The organism is Archangium sp. (genome assembly GCF_057119385.1).
Genome location: NZ_DBNGVP010000075.1, coordinates 59,203 through 72,909, shown reverse-complemented (window position 1 = coordinate 72,909; position 13,707 = coordinate 59,203). Strand labels below are relative to the sequence as shown.

At 69.7% G+C, this 13,707-nt stretch carries 13 protein-coding genes; 2 read left to right on the top strand and 11 right to left on the bottom strand.

The annotated features are described in order from the left end of the window. Positions 1 to 148: 148 nt before the first annotated feature. Positions 149 to 937 carry a crotonase/enoyl-CoA hydratase family protein gene (locus tag AC16DP_RS17950; RefSeq protein ID WP_329729353.1) on the bottom strand — a complete coding sequence of 263 codons (789 nt, stop codon included), beginning with the start codon at positions 935 to 937 and terminating at the stop codon, positions 149 to 151. 243 nt (positions 938 to 1,180) lie between these two features. Between AC16DP_RS17950 and AC16DP_RS17945 the strand changes: the two genes are divergently transcribed. Together AC16DP_RS17945 and AC16DP_RS17940 are read left to right on the top strand one after the other, a co-directional pair. Further along, positions 1,181 to 1,927 (top strand): hypothetical protein, encoded by a 747-nt coding sequence (locus tag AC16DP_RS17945; protein WP_329729352.1) that lies wholly within the window; start codon positions 1,181 to 1,183, stop codon positions 1,925 to 1,927. 100 nt (positions 1,928 to 2,027) lie between these two features. Further along, on the top strand, positions 2,028 to 2,801 hold the full coding sequence (locus AC16DP_RS17940; protein ID WP_329729351.1) for an arylamine N-acetyltransferase family protein: 774 nt from the start codon (positions 2,028 to 2,030) through the stop codon (positions 2,799 to 2,801). Positions 2,802 to 2,816: 15 nt separating this feature from the next. Here the strand turns inward: AC16DP_RS17940 and AC16DP_RS17935 are convergent, their stop codons facing one another. The 10 genes from AC16DP_RS17935 to AC16DP_RS17890 all read right to left on the bottom strand — a co-directional run bounded on the left by AC16DP_RS17935 (position 2,817) and on the right by AC16DP_RS17890 (position 13,554). Beyond that, entirely contained in the window at positions 2,817 to 3,887 is a 1,071-nt protein-coding gene (locus tag AC16DP_RS17935; RefSeq protein ID WP_329729350.1) for an NADH:flavin oxidoreductase/NADH oxidase, read from the bottom strand. A gap of 22 nt (positions 3,888 to 3,909) precedes the next feature. Continuing rightward, on the bottom strand, positions 3,910 to 5,169 hold the full coding sequence (locus tag AC16DP_RS17930; RefSeq protein WP_329729349.1) for a spinster family MFS transporter: 1,260 nt from the start codon (positions 5,167 to 5,169) through the stop codon (positions 3,910 to 3,912). Further along, a complete protein-coding gene (locus AC16DP_RS17925) occupies positions 5,166 to 6,095 on the bottom strand; it encodes a Ppx/GppA phosphatase family protein (protein ID WP_329729348.1) in 930 nt (309 codons plus the stop codon). Before AC16DP_RS17925 ends, AC16DP_RS17930 begins: the two co-directional genes overlap by 4 nt. 15 nt (positions 6,096 to 6,110) lie before the next feature. After that, positions 6,111 to 7,295, bottom strand: coding sequence for an aminotransferase class V-fold PLP-dependent enzyme (locus AC16DP_RS17920; RefSeq protein ID WP_329729347.1), 1,185 nt, complete (start codon positions 7,293 to 7,295; stop codon positions 6,111 to 6,113). A gap of 91 nt (positions 7,296 to 7,386) precedes the next feature. Continuing rightward, complete coding sequence (locus AC16DP_RS17915) at positions 7,387 to 8,748, bottom strand: restriction endonuclease subunit S (protein WP_329729346.1); 1,362 nt, start codon at positions 8,746 to 8,748, stop codon at positions 7,387 to 7,389. Next, entirely contained in the window at positions 8,745 to 10,268 is a 1,524-nt protein-coding gene (locus AC16DP_RS17910; protein WP_329729345.1) for an HsdM family class I SAM-dependent methyltransferase, read from the bottom strand. Before AC16DP_RS17910 ends, AC16DP_RS17915 begins: the two co-directional genes overlap by 4 nt. 35 nt (positions 10,269 to 10,303) lie before the next feature. Continuing rightward, positions 10,304 to 11,590 carry a Tol-Pal system beta propeller repeat protein TolB gene (gene tolB, locus AC16DP_RS17905; protein ID WP_329729344.1) on the bottom strand — a complete coding sequence of 429 codons (1,287 nt, stop codon included), beginning with the start codon at positions 11,588 to 11,590 and terminating at the stop codon, positions 10,304 to 10,306. Then, positions 11,587 to 12,363, bottom strand: coding sequence for an energy transducer TonB (locus tag AC16DP_RS17900; protein WP_329729343.1), 777 nt, complete (start codon positions 12,361 to 12,363; stop codon positions 11,587 to 11,589). Before AC16DP_RS17900 ends, tolB begins: the two co-directional genes overlap by 4 nt. A gap of 3 nt (positions 12,364 to 12,366) precedes the next feature. Beyond that, positions 12,367 to 12,834, bottom strand: coding sequence for a protein TolR (tolR, locus tag AC16DP_RS17895; protein WP_329729342.1), 468 nt, complete (start codon positions 12,832 to 12,834; stop codon positions 12,367 to 12,369). 12 nt (positions 12,835 to 12,846) lie between these two features. Then, a complete protein-coding gene (locus tag AC16DP_RS17890) occupies positions 12,847 to 13,554 on the bottom strand; it encodes a MotA/TolQ/ExbB proton channel family protein (protein ID WP_329729403.1) in 708 nt (235 codons plus the stop codon). Between the last annotated feature and the right edge of the window lie 153 nt (positions 13,555 to 13,707).

The window sequence follows — 13,707 nt, the reverse complement described above, 5'->3', positions numbered from 1 at the left end:
CATGGCGTTGGAGGAGTGGGGATGGGGGCGGGCTCGCGCCAGGGACCCTCGGGGCTTGTCGAGATGTGCGCGGGTGAATACGTCGGCGGGCCCTGGGCTGCCCGGGCGGGAGCGCACCGCCCCCGAAGCCGCCCGCGCATGAAACAGCTCAGCGCCCCGTGAAGCGGGCCTCGCGGCGCTCGATGAAGGATTGGACGCCCTCGCGTGCATCCTCGCTGGCGGACAGCTCGAGCAGCTTCGGCAGCAGGGCGCGCCGGGCGGCGTCGGGCCCCTCGGCCAGGGTCTGCCGCGCCGAGGCGAGCGTGGCCCTCACGCCCAGCGGGGCCTGCTTCGCCACCGTCTCCGCGAGCGCCAGGGCACGCTCGCGCTGCCGGCCGTGCTCGACCACCTCCTGCACGAGCCCGATGCGGTGGGCCTCCTTCGCGTCGAACTCGTCACCCGTGAGCAGCCAGCGCATGGCGTTGCCCCAGCCGGCCACCTGCGGGAAGCGCAGCGTGGCTCCGCCGAACGGGAAGATGCCGCGCTTGATTTCAATCTGCGCGAAGCGCGTGCTCTCCGCGGCCACGGCGATGTCCGCCGCCAGGATGAGCTCGATGCCCAGCGTGAAGCACAGGCCCTGCACCGCGACGATGAGCGGCTTCGTCCGCACCTCTCCCTGGATGGCCCACGGGTCGATGATGCCCTCTGGAAAGAGCCGCTCCCCGCTGGCGAGGGCGGGCCCCACGCTGGCCAGGTCCAACCCCGCCGAGAAGTGATCTCCCTCCGCGAGGACGACCATGCAGCGCACGTCGGGATGCCGGTCCGCCTCGGTCATCGCCGCGCCGAAGGCCCGGAGCATCGTGACGTCGAAGGCGTTGCGCTTGTCGGGGCGGTTGATGCCGATCAGCGCGAGCGGTCCACGGACTTCGAGGGTGATGCGGGGATCTGCGGGGTTCATGGTGGCTCCCGGGAGAGAGGGCGGGGCGCCATGTTCTCCCGGAAGCCACCCGGGACGGAGCGGAGTCCGGAGTCACCCGTCGTTGGCGGACATGCGCCGCTCGTGCGGGTCGAGTGGTGGCGGAGGGGCACCGGGGCGTCTCGACCTGTCCCGGGCCTTGTCATCTGGAGGGAACTATCAGCTTGAGTGGATTATTCCGTTATGTTAGAAATTCATGGTATTCCGTCGTAACGGAGGAATCCCTTGAAACCGCAAAAAACGATTCGTTCCCTCACCTGTTCGCTGATGTCCGGGCTGCTGTTGGCCGCTTGCGGTGGGGCCGCGGAAGACGCGCTGGCTCCGGCCGAGGAGCAGCTGGGCACGCGGGAGTCGGCGCTGTGCGTCGGCCTGACGGTCTCCGGGCTGAACATCGACGGCGTCAGCTCGTACGAGGGGGTGGCGGCCGGCGCTGGAAGCTGGGCGGTATCCAGCGGCGCCAACGGGGTGCGGACGGAGTACTACGTGGATGGCGTGCTGAAGAGCGCCACCGAGTACCTCGGCACCTCCGGTGGCTGGAACTTCAGCGCCGGGGGGACGACGTGCGGCGGGCACACCCTGACGGTGAAGGCCTTCCCCATGGTCGTGGACAGCGCTGGCACGCGCACCACCTGCTACGACAGTCCCCGGTCGGTCACCGCGTCCTTCAGCCAGTACTGCGCCCCCACCACCTCCCTCTCCTGCACGCGGCCCTCGAACTACGAGGTCAGGTGCACGGGCAGCGTCAGCCTGGGCACCGGGACGCACACCGCCTACTGGCAGGACTCCGTGCTGGGCGAGGCGAACCCCTGGTTCCAGGGCACGCTCACCCAGAGCTTCGGCTGCGAGGCGCGAACCTATGAAAACAAGTACTGGCCCCTGCAGACGGTCACCTTCAGCTTCAAGGTGCAGGACAGCAACGGGAACTGGTCGAACGTCAGCAGCAAGTCCTACTCCTGCGTGGCCTACTACTGATGTCCGGTCCGAGGCTCGCCCTGGCCTGGCGGGCCTCACCCCCTCCTCCGGCTGACCTATAGTGCGCGAGGCGCGCTTTCGGGCCGCGGACGGGGGAGCCATGGACATCGGTCAGTACTTGCGGAGGCTGGGATACGAGGGGCCGCGGGAGCCCACGCTGGAGACCCTGCGTGCGTTGCACCGGCGGCACCTCGAGACCATCCCCTTCGAGAACCTCGACATCCACAGCCGGCGCCCCATCGTCCTCGACGAGGCGGCCTTCTTCGACAAGGTCGTCCGGCGAAACCGCGGTGGGTTCTGCTACGAGCTGAACGGCCTGTTCGCCGTGCTCCTGCGCGCCCTGGGCTTCCAGGTGACGTACCTGTCCGGGCGGGTGTCACCGGATGGCGTTCATCCCTCCGGCCCCGAGTTCGATCACCTCGTGCTGGAGGTGTCCCTGGAGGGCGCCTGCTGGCTCGTGGACGTGGGCTTCGGGGAGAGCTTCTCCGAGCCGCTCCCGCTCGCCGCGGGAACGTGGGAATCGGGAGGGCAGCGCTTCCCCCTGGAGCGGCTCGGGGAGGACTGGTCGCTCTTCGTGGAGATGCCGGGCGGTGCGAGGCGGCTCCTCTATGTGTTCTCGCGCGTGCCGAGGCGGCTGGAGGAGTTCTCGGAGATGTGCCGGTATCACCAGACCTCGCCCGACTCGTTCTTCCTCAAGAACACGCTCTGCTCCCGCAAGACGCCCACGGGGCGGGTGACGCTCAGTGGGAACCGGCTCATCGTCACGGAGCAGGGCCGGCGCGTGGAACAGCCGCTCACCACGGCGGAGGAGCTCGAGCGGGCCCTGCTGGAGCACTTCGGAATCCCTCGCGGAGCCCTCGTCGGGGCTCCGTGAGGAACGGAGCGTGGCTCAATCCTGGGCGCGCTCGTACTGGGGCGGCCAGGGCACCGTGGCGTGGAGCTCGCGCGCCGCGTGCAGGGGCCAGTAGGGGTTGCGCAGCAGCTCGCGGGCGAGGATGACCACGTCCGCCTGCTCCGTGCGCACGATGTGGTCGGCCTGGAAGGCGGAGCGGATGAAGCCCACCGCGCCCGTGGCGATGCCTGCCTCCCTGCGGATGCGCTCGGCGAAGTGCGTCTGGTAGCCGGGCCCGGCGGGAATCTTCACCCCCGGCACCGCGCCTCCGGAGGAGCAATCGATGAGGTCCGCCCCGTCCTGCTTCAGCAGCTTCGCGAGCGCCACCGACTCGTCGAGGTTCCATCCGCCCTCGGTCCAGTCCGAGGCGGAGATGCGCACGAAGAGGGGCAGCTCCTCGGGCCAGCGCTTGCGCACCGCCTGCACCACCTCGCGGGTGAGCCGCACGCGGTTCTCGAACGAGCCGCCATACCGGTCCGTACGCTGATTGGACAGCGGTGAGAGGAACTCGTGGAGCAGGTAGCCGTGCGCGGCGTGGAGCTCCACGAGTTGGAACCCCGCGGCCTTCGCGCGCTCGGTGGCCTCGACGAAGGCCCTCACCACGCGTTGGATGCCCGCCTCATCGAGCGCCTCCGGCACCGTGTGGTCCGCGTCGAAGGGCACGGCGCTCGGCCCCACGGGCTTCCAGCCCTGCTTGTCGCTGAGAGGAATGGGGCCGCCGCCCTTCCAGGGCTGCGCCGTGGACGCCTTGCGCCCCGCGTGCGCCAGCTGGATGCCCGCCACCGAGCCCTGCTCGTGGAGGAAGCGCGTGATGCGCGCCAGGGGCGCGACGTGCTCGTCCTTCCAGATGCCCAGGTCCTGCGGCGAGATGCGCCCGATGGCCTCGACGGCGGTGGCCTCGAGGATGATCAACCCCGCGCCCCCCACGGCCCGGGAGCCCAGGTGGACGAGGTGCCAGTCGTTCGCGAAGCCGTCCTCGCTCGAGTACTGGCACATGGGCGAGACGACGATGCGATTCTCGAGGGTGAGCCCGCGCAGCGTCAGCGGGGTGAACAACACACTGCCCATGGAGCCTCCAGGATGCTGGACCTCAGGCCGAGACGTGCCTGAAGAGCTTGCCCGCCATCAACAGCGAGAGTCCGCCCAGCAGCACCGGCAGGGCATTGAGCTCGATGGCGAAGCTCAGGCTGCTCAGGTCCGCCACCTTGCCGATGGCGGTGGGCGAGATGGCATCGCCCAGCATGTGGATGAACAGCACGTTCAACCCCATGGCGAAGGCGCGGAACGCCGGAGGCACGCCGTTGACGATGGCCGCGTTGATGGGGCCGCTGTTGAGGAAGATGAAGAACTGCGCCAGGAAGATGATGGCGAACATCGGCGCGTGCGAGTCCACCTTCATCGCGAGGAACATGAGGGGGGCGGCGATCAGCAGTCCCACGCCGGACATGCGCAGGCCACCGCCCTCCATGCGCCGGTCCATCTTGTCGCCCAGCAGGCCTCCGGCCAGCGTGCCCACCAGACCCGCGACGGCGGTGACGGCGCCGGAACTGAAGCCCGCGGTCCCCGGCGACATGCCGCGCTCGCTGACGAGGAAGGTGGGCAGCCAGTACCCGAGGCCTCCAATGGAGAACGTCATCAGCGTGTAGCCCGCCGTGGTCCACCAGAAGGACGGGTTGTTCGCCAGTCCCTTGAGGCCCACGAGGAAGGGCAGCTTCGTCTGGGCCTCGGGCCCGTCCATGGCTCCGCGCTGGGGCTCGGGCATGAAGAAGGCCATGACGCCCAGCACCAGGCCCGGGGCGCCGCCCACGAAGAAGGCCATGTGCCACGAGTACGCTTCGCTCAGCCACCCGCCCAGCCCGTAGCCGGCCGCCGCTCCCACGGGGATGGCGATGTAGAAGAAGGACAGCACGCGCGTGCGCTGCTCGCGCGGGAAGAGGTCGGAGATGATGGACGGGGCCACCGCGCCATACCCCGCCTCGCCGATGCCCACGCAGGCCCGCGCCACCATCAGCACCGCGAAGGTCTTCGCCAGCCCCGAGGCCCCCGTCGCCAGGCTCCACAGCAGCACGCCCGTGGCCACCAGGTAGCGCCGCGGCAGCCGGTCCCCGAGGAAGCCACTCACGGGAGAGGCCAGCATGAACACCAGCATGAAGAAGCTGCCCAGGTAGCCCGCCTGGGTGTTGGTGAGCTGGAAGTCCTGCTTGATGTAGGGCAGGGCGACCGTGACGATGTACCGGTCGAGGTAGTTGACCAGGTTGATGAGGGAGAGGATGAGCAGCGCGTAGTAGCTGGTGCGCGTGGAGGAGACGGCGGGAGCGGTGGGGGTGGCCACGGCGGTGGTGGTACTCATGACTGGGGGGCTCCGAAACGGTACGCGAGCAGGCCCCAACGCAGGCCCCGGTCGCTCACCCGGCAGCGCTCGAGCCCGAGCGCCCGCAGGCTCTCGAGCAGGATGAGGGCTCCGGCGGGAATCACATCCGCGCGCTTGGGCTGCAGGCCCGGCAGCTTCTGGCGCTCGGCGAGCGGCAGCCGGCACATCTGGTCCGCCAGCGCCTCCAGCTCGGCGAGCGTGAGGGTGCCGCCCTGGACGCGCGCGGCGTCATACGGCTCGATGGCGTGCCGCACGGTGAAGAGCGTCGTCACCGTGCCGGCGATGCCTACCAGCACCGCGTTCCGGGGGCAGGGGGGCAGCTGGGAGAACGTCTCGCGCAGGTGCGACTCCACACGGGCCCGGTCCGCGGCGGACATCGGGTCCGAGTGCACGTAGCGCTCCGTCATGCGCACCGAGCCCACGTCGAAGCTGTGCCGGAAGGCCATGCGGCCCTGCGCGTCGCCGTAGATGAACTCGGTGGAGCCGCCGCCGATGTCGATGACCACCAGAGGGGCCGGGGACTCGCGCCCGAAGTCCGCGTGGGCCGAGGTGAAGGAGAGCTGCGCCTCCAGCTCGCCGGAGATGATGTCCACCGTCACTCCGGCGCGCTCGCGGGCCTTGGCGAGGAACTCGGCGCCGTTCTCCGCGTCGCGGGCGGCGCTGGTGGCGGACACGGCGATGGCCTCGGCGCCCAGCCGGCGGGCCTCGCTGGCGAAGTCGGAGAGCACCTGGAGGGTGGCCTCCAGGCCCTCGGGCGAGAGGCGGCGGCTCTTGTCCACGCCCCGGCCCAGGCGGGTGATTTCCGCGCGCTCCTGCACGGCCTGGAAGCGGCCATCCGGCAGGCGGTCGGCGACGAGCAGGAGGACCGAGTTGGTCCCCACATCGATGGTGGCGTAACGAGGCATGGGCGCGGAGCTTACTCAGCGCACCAGCGCCTCCAAAGCCTCGGCGAGCCGCTGGTACTCCGCGTGCGTGTTGTAGAGCTGGGCGGACAGGCGGACGTGGCGGTGGGGGGCCTTGGGCCAGGGGACGATGGGCACCTCGATGCGGTACTCGGAGAGGAGCCGGTCCTGGAGCGGGTCCAACCCCAGCACCGAGGGCTCCGCCGGGAAGCCGTCCGGGAGGGGCACGGTGGCCATGGAGCCCACCATGTCCTCGGGGCAGCGGGGGGCCACCTTGAGCCGCTGGCACAGGAAGGTGCGCGCCGCCAGCGCCTTGGCGCGGTTGCTGGCCATCACCTCGGGCCAGCCGCCGGGGAGCATGCCGCCCATGACCTCCAGCGCCTTGGGGATGCAGAGGAAGGGGGTGGGGTCGTTCGTCCCGAGCCAGTCGAACTCCAGGCGGAAGCGCGAGCGGTCCGTGCGCCGCGAGTTGTACCCGTGGCTGATGACGAGGGGGCGGATGCCGGGCTGGAGGTCCCTGCGCACGTAGAGGAAGGCGGCACCCTTGGGGGCGCACAGCCACTTGTGGCAGTTGCCGGTGTAGTACCCGGCGCCGAGCCGGTGCAGGGACAGGGGCACCTGCCCGGGCCCGTGGGCGCCGTCCACGAGCGTTTCGATCCCCCGCTCGCGCAGGGCGCGGATGAGGCTGGCCACCGGCATCACCAGCGCCGTCTGGCTGGAGATGTGGTCGATGAGCAGCAGCTTGGTGTCGAGGGTGACGTGGGAGAGCACCGCGTCCACCATGGCCTGGGGCGAGGGCGCGGGCCAGGGCAGCTTGGCCACCACCACCTTCACGCCCCACTGGCTGGCCACGAAGTCGAGCGCGTTGCGGGAGGCGTTGTACTCGTGGTCGGTGGTGAGCAGCTCGTCACCGGGGGAGAAGCGCAGCGAGCGCAGCACGGTGTTGACGCCGGTGGTGGCGTTGTTGACGAAGGCGAGGTCGTCCGGGTTGACGTCCAGGAAGTCCCCGAGCGCGGCGCGGGCCGCATCGGCGAGGGGCTCGAGCTCGCGGTGGAGGAAGCGGACGGGCTCGGCCTCCAGGCGGGCGCGCAGCCGGGACTGCTCCTCGAGCACGCGCGTGGGGCAGGCTCCGAAGGAGCCGTGGTTGAGGAAGGTCACCTCGGGATCGAGCGACCAGTTCGAGCGGAAGGGGGACGCGTCCATGGCGGAGGGGGACAATGCCCGGCCCCCTGGCCAAGTCAACGCGCGGCGCGGCGGGCTTCCATCCCGGGTGATGGCAGCGGAAATCTCCGGGTCATGGGGAGCGCTCCGCGCGAAGGCGCTCCAGCAGCTCGGAGACGGGCGGGTCGTTCGGGTCCTGGGGAACGAGCTCGCCGCGGAAGGCCCGCGCGAGGAGCGCTCGTTCGAGCAGGGAGAGGTTGTCCCGCTGTCTCCCTGCTCGGGCCACGAGCGTGTCCTCGTGGGCCCGGGCCGCTTGGAGCCGGGACACGATTTCGAGCTGCTCGGCTCTGGGGGCCAGGGGAAACCACGCGGGTTTCACGAACTTGAAGTGGCGGCCGTAGCTCCGTTCCGGGATGGAGAGGGCTCGCAGCAGGAAGAAGGCGTAACCCGGCTCGACGAGGGGTGAGGGCCGGAGCACCTTCACGCCCTCCGCGCCCTGGATGAACGGGCGCGAGAGGAGCTTCACGCACCGGGTGTGGTCGCCGAAGAGCACGACCGGCAGCTCTCCGTCGTAGACGAGCGTTGGATCGTTCGAGTAGCCGCCCACCTCGGCGACGCCCTGATCGACCACGGGGAACTCGCCGTGCTCCAGGTAGTCCTCCCGCTTGAGCTTCTTGTCGCCGCTCGTCTCGTCCGAGAACACGAGCTCGAAGGGCACCCAACACCAGCGATCCGGGAGCCGCCGGTGTGGCCACCGGGCCTGCTCGACGCCGTCCTCCGCGGGCTTCTCGAGCTGGGGTGAGCGGCTCCCCGGACTCGCGAGCGCGGCGGCTTGAGCGGCATCCCAGAGGGAGTCCTGCCCACGCTTCGCGCGCCAGTCCGCCGTCAGGTCTCCCCGGAACGCCGACGCCAGGGTGGCCTGTCTCAGCTGCCCGAGCATCTCGTGCACGCGCTCGAGCGACGCTCTGGCCGCGCCGCTGTGGGCGAGGAGCATGTCGAGCCGGGCCACGATGCGCCGTTGCTCGGCGAGCGGGGGGATGACGACCTCGATGTTCCGGACGATTGCGGTGTTGAGATTGACCTGCGTCATGCCCCGGCGGTTCGCGTCGAGCAGCCGGGTGCGGATGTGGCGGAAGAACTCGTAGAGGAACTCCGCCACGAACAGGCGCGGGTCGAGGTTCGGAAAGGCCACGAAGCCGTCATGGATGCAGCCCTCCACGGAGAGGATCTTCGGGATGCCGACCGTGGCGCTGTTGGACAGGATGAGGGTGCCCGCGGGGAGCAGGCGGCTCTTCTGGGCTCCTGCGGTGGTCACTCCTTCCGCCGTCTTCGACAGGGTCCGGGCCGGCTCGCGGCCGAGGTCTCCGATGGAGATCCACGGGATGGGACCGCCGAAATACCGGGGGTCGCCCTTGGGGCGCGGCGAGGCCCCGCGAACCACCTCGACGACGTCACCGAGGCGGGCCGTTGCCCATCCTTTCGGGAGCGGGCTCATGCCGCCTCCTCGTCGTCCTCCGCCGGTGCACCCGTGAGGAGCTTCGTGAGCGCCTGGATGTCCCGCAGCGCGCTCTGGAGCTCGGCCTCGATCTCCGCGGAGAGCAGCTCCGGGTCGGGCAGGTCCTCGGGGGCATGCTGGCTGTCGTCCTTGAGCCACGCGATGTCGAGGTTGTCGTGGCGCCTGGCGAGCTCCTCGCGCGTGAACTTGCGGAACCGTCCGGTCTCCCCCTCGTCCGTGCGAGGGCTCCTGCCGTGCGGGTCCGTGCCGTAGGCGTGCACGAAGGGTTTCAGCGTGTCGGACGTGAAGGGGGTGCGCTTGCCGAAGTTCGGCATGTTCGCGCGCAGGTCGTAGACCCACACCGCCTTCGTGTTGCCCGTGTCCTTCTGGCCCCGGGTGAAGAAGAGGACGTTCGTCTTCACGCCCTGGGCATAGAAGAGGCCCGTGGGCAGCCGCAGGAGCGTGTGCAGCTCGCACAGGTCCATCAGCTCGGTGCGCACCTTCTGTCCCACGCCATCCTCGAAGAGGACGTTGTCGGGCAGCACGACCGCCGCGCGGCCCCCCGGCGCCAGGCCCCGGTAGATGTGTTGCAGGAAGACGAGCTGCTTGTTGCTCGTGGAGTACGTCAGGTCCTCCCGGGTGGGCCGCCCGCCGCCCTTCTTCGTTCCGAACGGGGGATTGGTGAGGATGACGTGGGCCCGGGGCAGGCTCGCGCCGAGGCCCGACAGCGAGTCCCCGAGCTGGATGGCGCCCTCACCGCCGCGTGGACCCTCGATGCCGTGCAGCAGGCAGTTCATCAGCGCGAGCCGCTGCGTCTCGGGCACCAGCTCCACGCCGGTGTACGCCTGCTCCACCTGCCAGGTGGCCTCCTTCTCCCCGAGGTCCTGGAGGTTCCGCGTCCTGGCCTTGATGTGCTCGTGCGCCGCGACGAGGAAACCGCCCGTTCCAGCCGCCGGATCCTGGATGCGCTCTCCGGGCTGGGGCTGCACGAGCGCCACCAGGGTGTTGATGAGCGCGCGAGGCGTGAAGTACTGGCCCGCGCCGCTCTTGATGTCGGTCGCGTTCTTCTCGAGCAGACCCTCGTAGAGGTTGCCCAGGCCGTCCTCGCGCGCGCTGAACCAGTCGAGCGCGTCGATGCCGTCCACGAGCTGCTCGAGGTGCCGGGGCTGGCGCAGCGCGGTGCGCGCGCTCGCGTAGATGGCGCTCACGCGCCGGTGGGGAGCGCGTCCGAGCTCGAGGAGCAGCTGCTGGTAGAAGTCATACCGGGCGGCGCCGCTCCGGGCCTTGAGGTCATCCCAGCGTTGGCCCTTGGGGAGGGCGTCTTCCTGGCCGGCCTCCTTGGCCATCTTGAGGAAGAGGAGCTGGGTGAGCTCGGTGACGTAGTGGTGGAACGAGGTGCCGTCGTCCCGGAGGACGTCGCAGAGGGACCAGAGTCTGGCGACGCTGTCCCGAGGGCCCGCGGATATCCCCTCTCCCCTCGGGAGAGGGTCAGGGTGAGGGTATCTGTCCCTGTTCTTCAACCCATGGACCCTATCGCGGGCATTCCAGAAGGGGCTCAACGGCCCCAGTCGGGCGTCAGCAGCGTGGCCTTCTCCTGACCCGGCAGCGCGACCTGGTTGTTGCCATCCGCCGTCATCACGAAGAGCTGAGACCCGCCGTTGCGCGTGGAGGTGAAGAGAATCAGGCGGCCGTTGGGCGAGAAGGAGGGCTCCTCGTTGTTCGCCTGGTCCTGCGTGAGGCGCGTCACCTTGCCGTTGTCCACGTTGATGGTGAAGAGATCGAACGCGTTGCGCTCGTCGCGAGCGGTGAAGGCGATGAGGTCTCCCCGGGGAGACCAGTCGGGCGTCTGGTTGTAGTTGCCCTGGAAGGTGAGCCGGCGCACGCCCGAGCCATCCGCGTTCATCACGTACACCTGCGGCGAGCCGCCCCGGTTGGACACGAACGCGATGCGCTTGCCATCCGGCGACCACGAGGGGCTCGTGTTGATGCCGAAGCGCGTATCCGTGAGCTGCTTGGGCTTGTCGCCATCCGCCTCGGCCACCCAGATCTGCGTGCTCTCGCCCGAGGCGAGCGAGTACGCGATGCGCTTGCCATCCGGCGAGAAGGCGATGCCGGTGGCCATCTGCCCCTCGGCCGTCTTGAGGCGCGCCGTGCCGCCGTCCGGCTTGCGGACGTAGAGCTCCGGCTCGCCCTGCTGGTACGAGGTGTAGCCCACCGCGCCATCCGGCCCGAGCGAGGGCAGCAGGTTGATGCCGCCGCGGGTCACCTGCTTCGCGTTGCGGCCGTCCCAGTCCGCCGTCCACACGTCGCGGTTGTTGCCCGTCTTGCGCACGTAGGTGATGCGCGAGAGGAAGGGGCTCGGCTCGCGGGTGAAGTGGCGGTAGATGGCGTCGGCGAGCTTGTGGGCCACCTGGCGCGGCTCGGCGGCGGGGGCGCTCTGCGTCGTCTTGAAGTCCTCGCGGCCGGTGCCCACGTTGAACACGCGCGCCTCGGCCTTCAGCTCTCCGCCCTCCTGGGCCAGCGAGTACTTCACCAGCGACTCGGCGCCCACGTCCGCCCAGCGCGAGAAGTTGATGCTGCCCGCGGCCATGCCCTCCTTGGGGTCCGCCAGGAAGCTCTTCCGGTCCAGCACCTGGAAGATGCCGGAGGCGGTCAGGTCATACATGAAGGCCTCGTCCACCTCCTGGGCGGACGCCTTGGCCTCCTCGCCCTGGAGCAGGGGGGCGGTGGCGGCCAGGGGCAGGGGCCGGAAGTTGGCACCGGAGATTTGAATGACGGGCGCCTGGGCGAGCGCCGCCACGGGCAACAGGAGGAGCGAGAGGAGAAGGGCTTTCGCGTTCACGGGCTGAACTCCAGGACGATGCCGCTCTTCTGCAGCGTGTCCCGCAGATGGTCGGGGGGAGGGGAGAAGGGAGAGGCCTTCTTCACCGCGGCCAGCACGGCCGAGTCGAAGAGGCCATTGCCACTGGCCTTGGCCAGTCGCGCCTCGATGACCTCACCGGTGCGGTTGAGGCGCATGGCCACCTGGGCCTTCAGGTACATCCGCTCGGTGTCGGGGATGGTGTCCGCGACGTTGTAGTGGCGGCGCACCTGCGAGGAGAGCAGGCCGAAGTAACGCTCGCCCTCGGCGGTGGCGGAGTCGCCATTGGGGTCGCCGTCCTCGGCGCCGTCCAGCTCCTCGTCGGGCTTCGAGTTCTTGGACAGCTTGTCGAAGGCGCCGAAGAGCTTGTTGCGCCGGTCCTCGCCCTTGGCCTCGCCCTTCTGGGGCGTGGGGGCGGGGGCGGGCTCCGGCTTCACGCCGGGGATGGGCACGGCCACCTTGGCCGGCTCGGGCGCGGGGGGCGTGGGAGTGGGCGGGGCCTCCACCTTCTTGGGCGGAGGCGGGGGCGGCTGCTCCTTGCGCGGCAGCAGCTTCTCGTCCCGGGGCTTGCCCAGGCGCACCAGCGTGGCGCGGATGGGCTTCTGGTCCAGGTTCACCTGGGGGCTCTCGACGAAGGCGTTGTACAGCCCCACGGCGAGCAGGATGAGCGCGTGCCCCACCAGGGACACCGTGAGGAAGCGCCCCAGGCGGGAGCTCCTCGGGGCGAGCAGACTGTGGTTGACGGCCGGGTGCATGGGCTAGCGCCTTGCTTCCTTCGCTTCCTTCTTGCCCTTGTTGGACGCCCGGCCCCCGGCCGTGGGGTCCGTGATCATCCCCACGTTGGTGATGCCGGCGCGCTGGGCGGCGGCCATGACGTCCACCACCACGCCGTACGGCACGTCCCGGTCCGCGTGCAGGTACAGCTCCTTGTCCGCCTGCGCCTTGGCGTTGGTGGCCAGCTTCTTCTCCAGCTCGTCCACCGCCACCTCGGCCTCGCCGATGTAGATGCGCCGCTGCGCGTCGATGGACAGCACCAGCTTCTTCTCGGCGGCCTCCACCGGGGCGGCCTTCGCCTCCGGGAGGTTCACCTTGACGCCCTGCTGGATGAGGGGCGCCGTCACCATGAAGATGATGAGCAGCACCAACATCACGTCCACCATGGGCGTGACGTTGATCTCGCTCATGGTGACCCGGCCGCCGCTTCCGCGATTGGAGCCCATGCCCATGGCGCGTGTCTCCTAGCGGAAGAAGTGCCGCTTGATGATGTTGAGGAAGTCCGCGGAGAAGTTGGCCATCTCCGTGTCGAACACCTTGATGCGGCTGACGAACGAGTTGTACGCCACCACCGCGGGGATGGCCGCGAACAGGCCGGCCGCCGTGGCGAACAGCGCGTTGCCCACCGGCGCCGCCACCGTGGCCAGCGTCGCGTTGCCCTGCTCGGCGATCGAGTTGAAGGCATTCAGGATGCCGATGACCGTGCCGAACAGCCCCACGAAGGGCGAGGCCGCGCCCACCGTGCCCAGGAAGGACACCCGGTGCTCCAACTCGGTGAGCTGGTTGGTGGAGGCCCGGTTGAGTGCCCGCTCCACGTTCTCGATGCCGCCCAGCCGCTCGGCCATGGCACCTTCCGCGCCCTCCTTGTGCTGGGCCAGCTTGCTCAGCTCCTCGTATCCAGCGCAGAACACCTTGGACAGCGGCGAGCCGTCCAGCTTCTGGGCGTCCTGGTAGATGGTCTCCAGCCGGGAGGCCTTCCAGAAGGAGTCCAGGAAGCTGAGGGACTGGCTCCGGGCGCGCGACAACTGGGTGTGCTTGAGTGCGATGAGTGCCCAGGAGGCCACCGAGACGGCCATCAGCAGGCCCAGCACGCCCAGCTCCAGGAGGGAGGCGTCACGGAGGATCTGCAGGTAGTTCATGGCGCCGAGCGCCGGGGGGAGATGGGGCAGCATCATGGGGGGCAGGCCGTAACATCCGTGTCCGGGGTGGTCAAACAAACCCGGCGGGGGGGAGGGGCTGGCGGGAGATAGTTGCTGGGCTTTGAATAAATTCCCCGAGGGGGCGTCCGAGGGGGTGTGTGACGGGCCGCATGCCCGCCCCCTCCC

What these genes read in the sequence shown, in the direction of transcription:
- AC16DP_RS17950 (WP_329729353.1), bottom strand. Translation starts at nt 937, where the DNA reads ATGAACCCCGCAGATCCCCGCATCACCCTCGAAGTCCGTGGACCGCTC.
- AC16DP_RS17940 (WP_329729351.1), top strand. Translation starts at nt 2,028, where the DNA reads ATGGACATCGGTCAGTACTTGCGGAGGCTGGGATACGAGGGGCCGCGG.
- AC16DP_RS17935 (WP_329729350.1), bottom strand. Translation starts at nt 3,887, where the DNA reads ATGGGCAGTGTGTTGTTCACCCCGCTGACGCTGCGCGGGCTCACCCTC.
- AC16DP_RS17930 (WP_329729349.1), bottom strand. Translation starts at nt 5,169, where the DNA reads ATGAGTACCACCACCGCCGTGGCCACCCCCACCGCTCCCGCCGTCTCC.
- AC16DP_RS17925 (WP_329729348.1), bottom strand. Translation starts at nt 6,095, where the DNA reads ATGCCTCGTTACGCCACCATCGATGTGGGGACCAACTCGGTCCTCCTG.
- AC16DP_RS17920 (WP_329729347.1), bottom strand. Translation starts at nt 7,295, where the DNA reads ATGGACGCGTCCCCCTTCCGCTCGAACTGGTCGCTCGATCCCGAGGTG.
- AC16DP_RS17915 (WP_329729346.1), bottom strand. Translation starts at nt 8,748, where the DNA reads ATGAGCCCGCTCCCGAAAGGATGGGCAACGGCCCGCCTCGGTGACGTC.
- AC16DP_RS17900 (WP_329729343.1), bottom strand. Translation starts at nt 12,363, where the DNA reads ATGCACCCGGCCGTCAACCACAGTCTGCTCGCCCCGAGGAGCTCCCGC.
- tolR (WP_329729342.1), bottom strand. Translation starts at nt 12,834, where the DNA reads ATGGGCATGGGCTCCAATCGCGGAAGCGGCGGCCGGGTCACCATGAGC.
- AC16DP_RS17890 (WP_329729403.1), bottom strand. Translation starts at nt 13,554, where the DNA reads ATGCTGCCCCATCTCCCCCCGGCGCTCGGCGCCATGAACTACCTGCAG.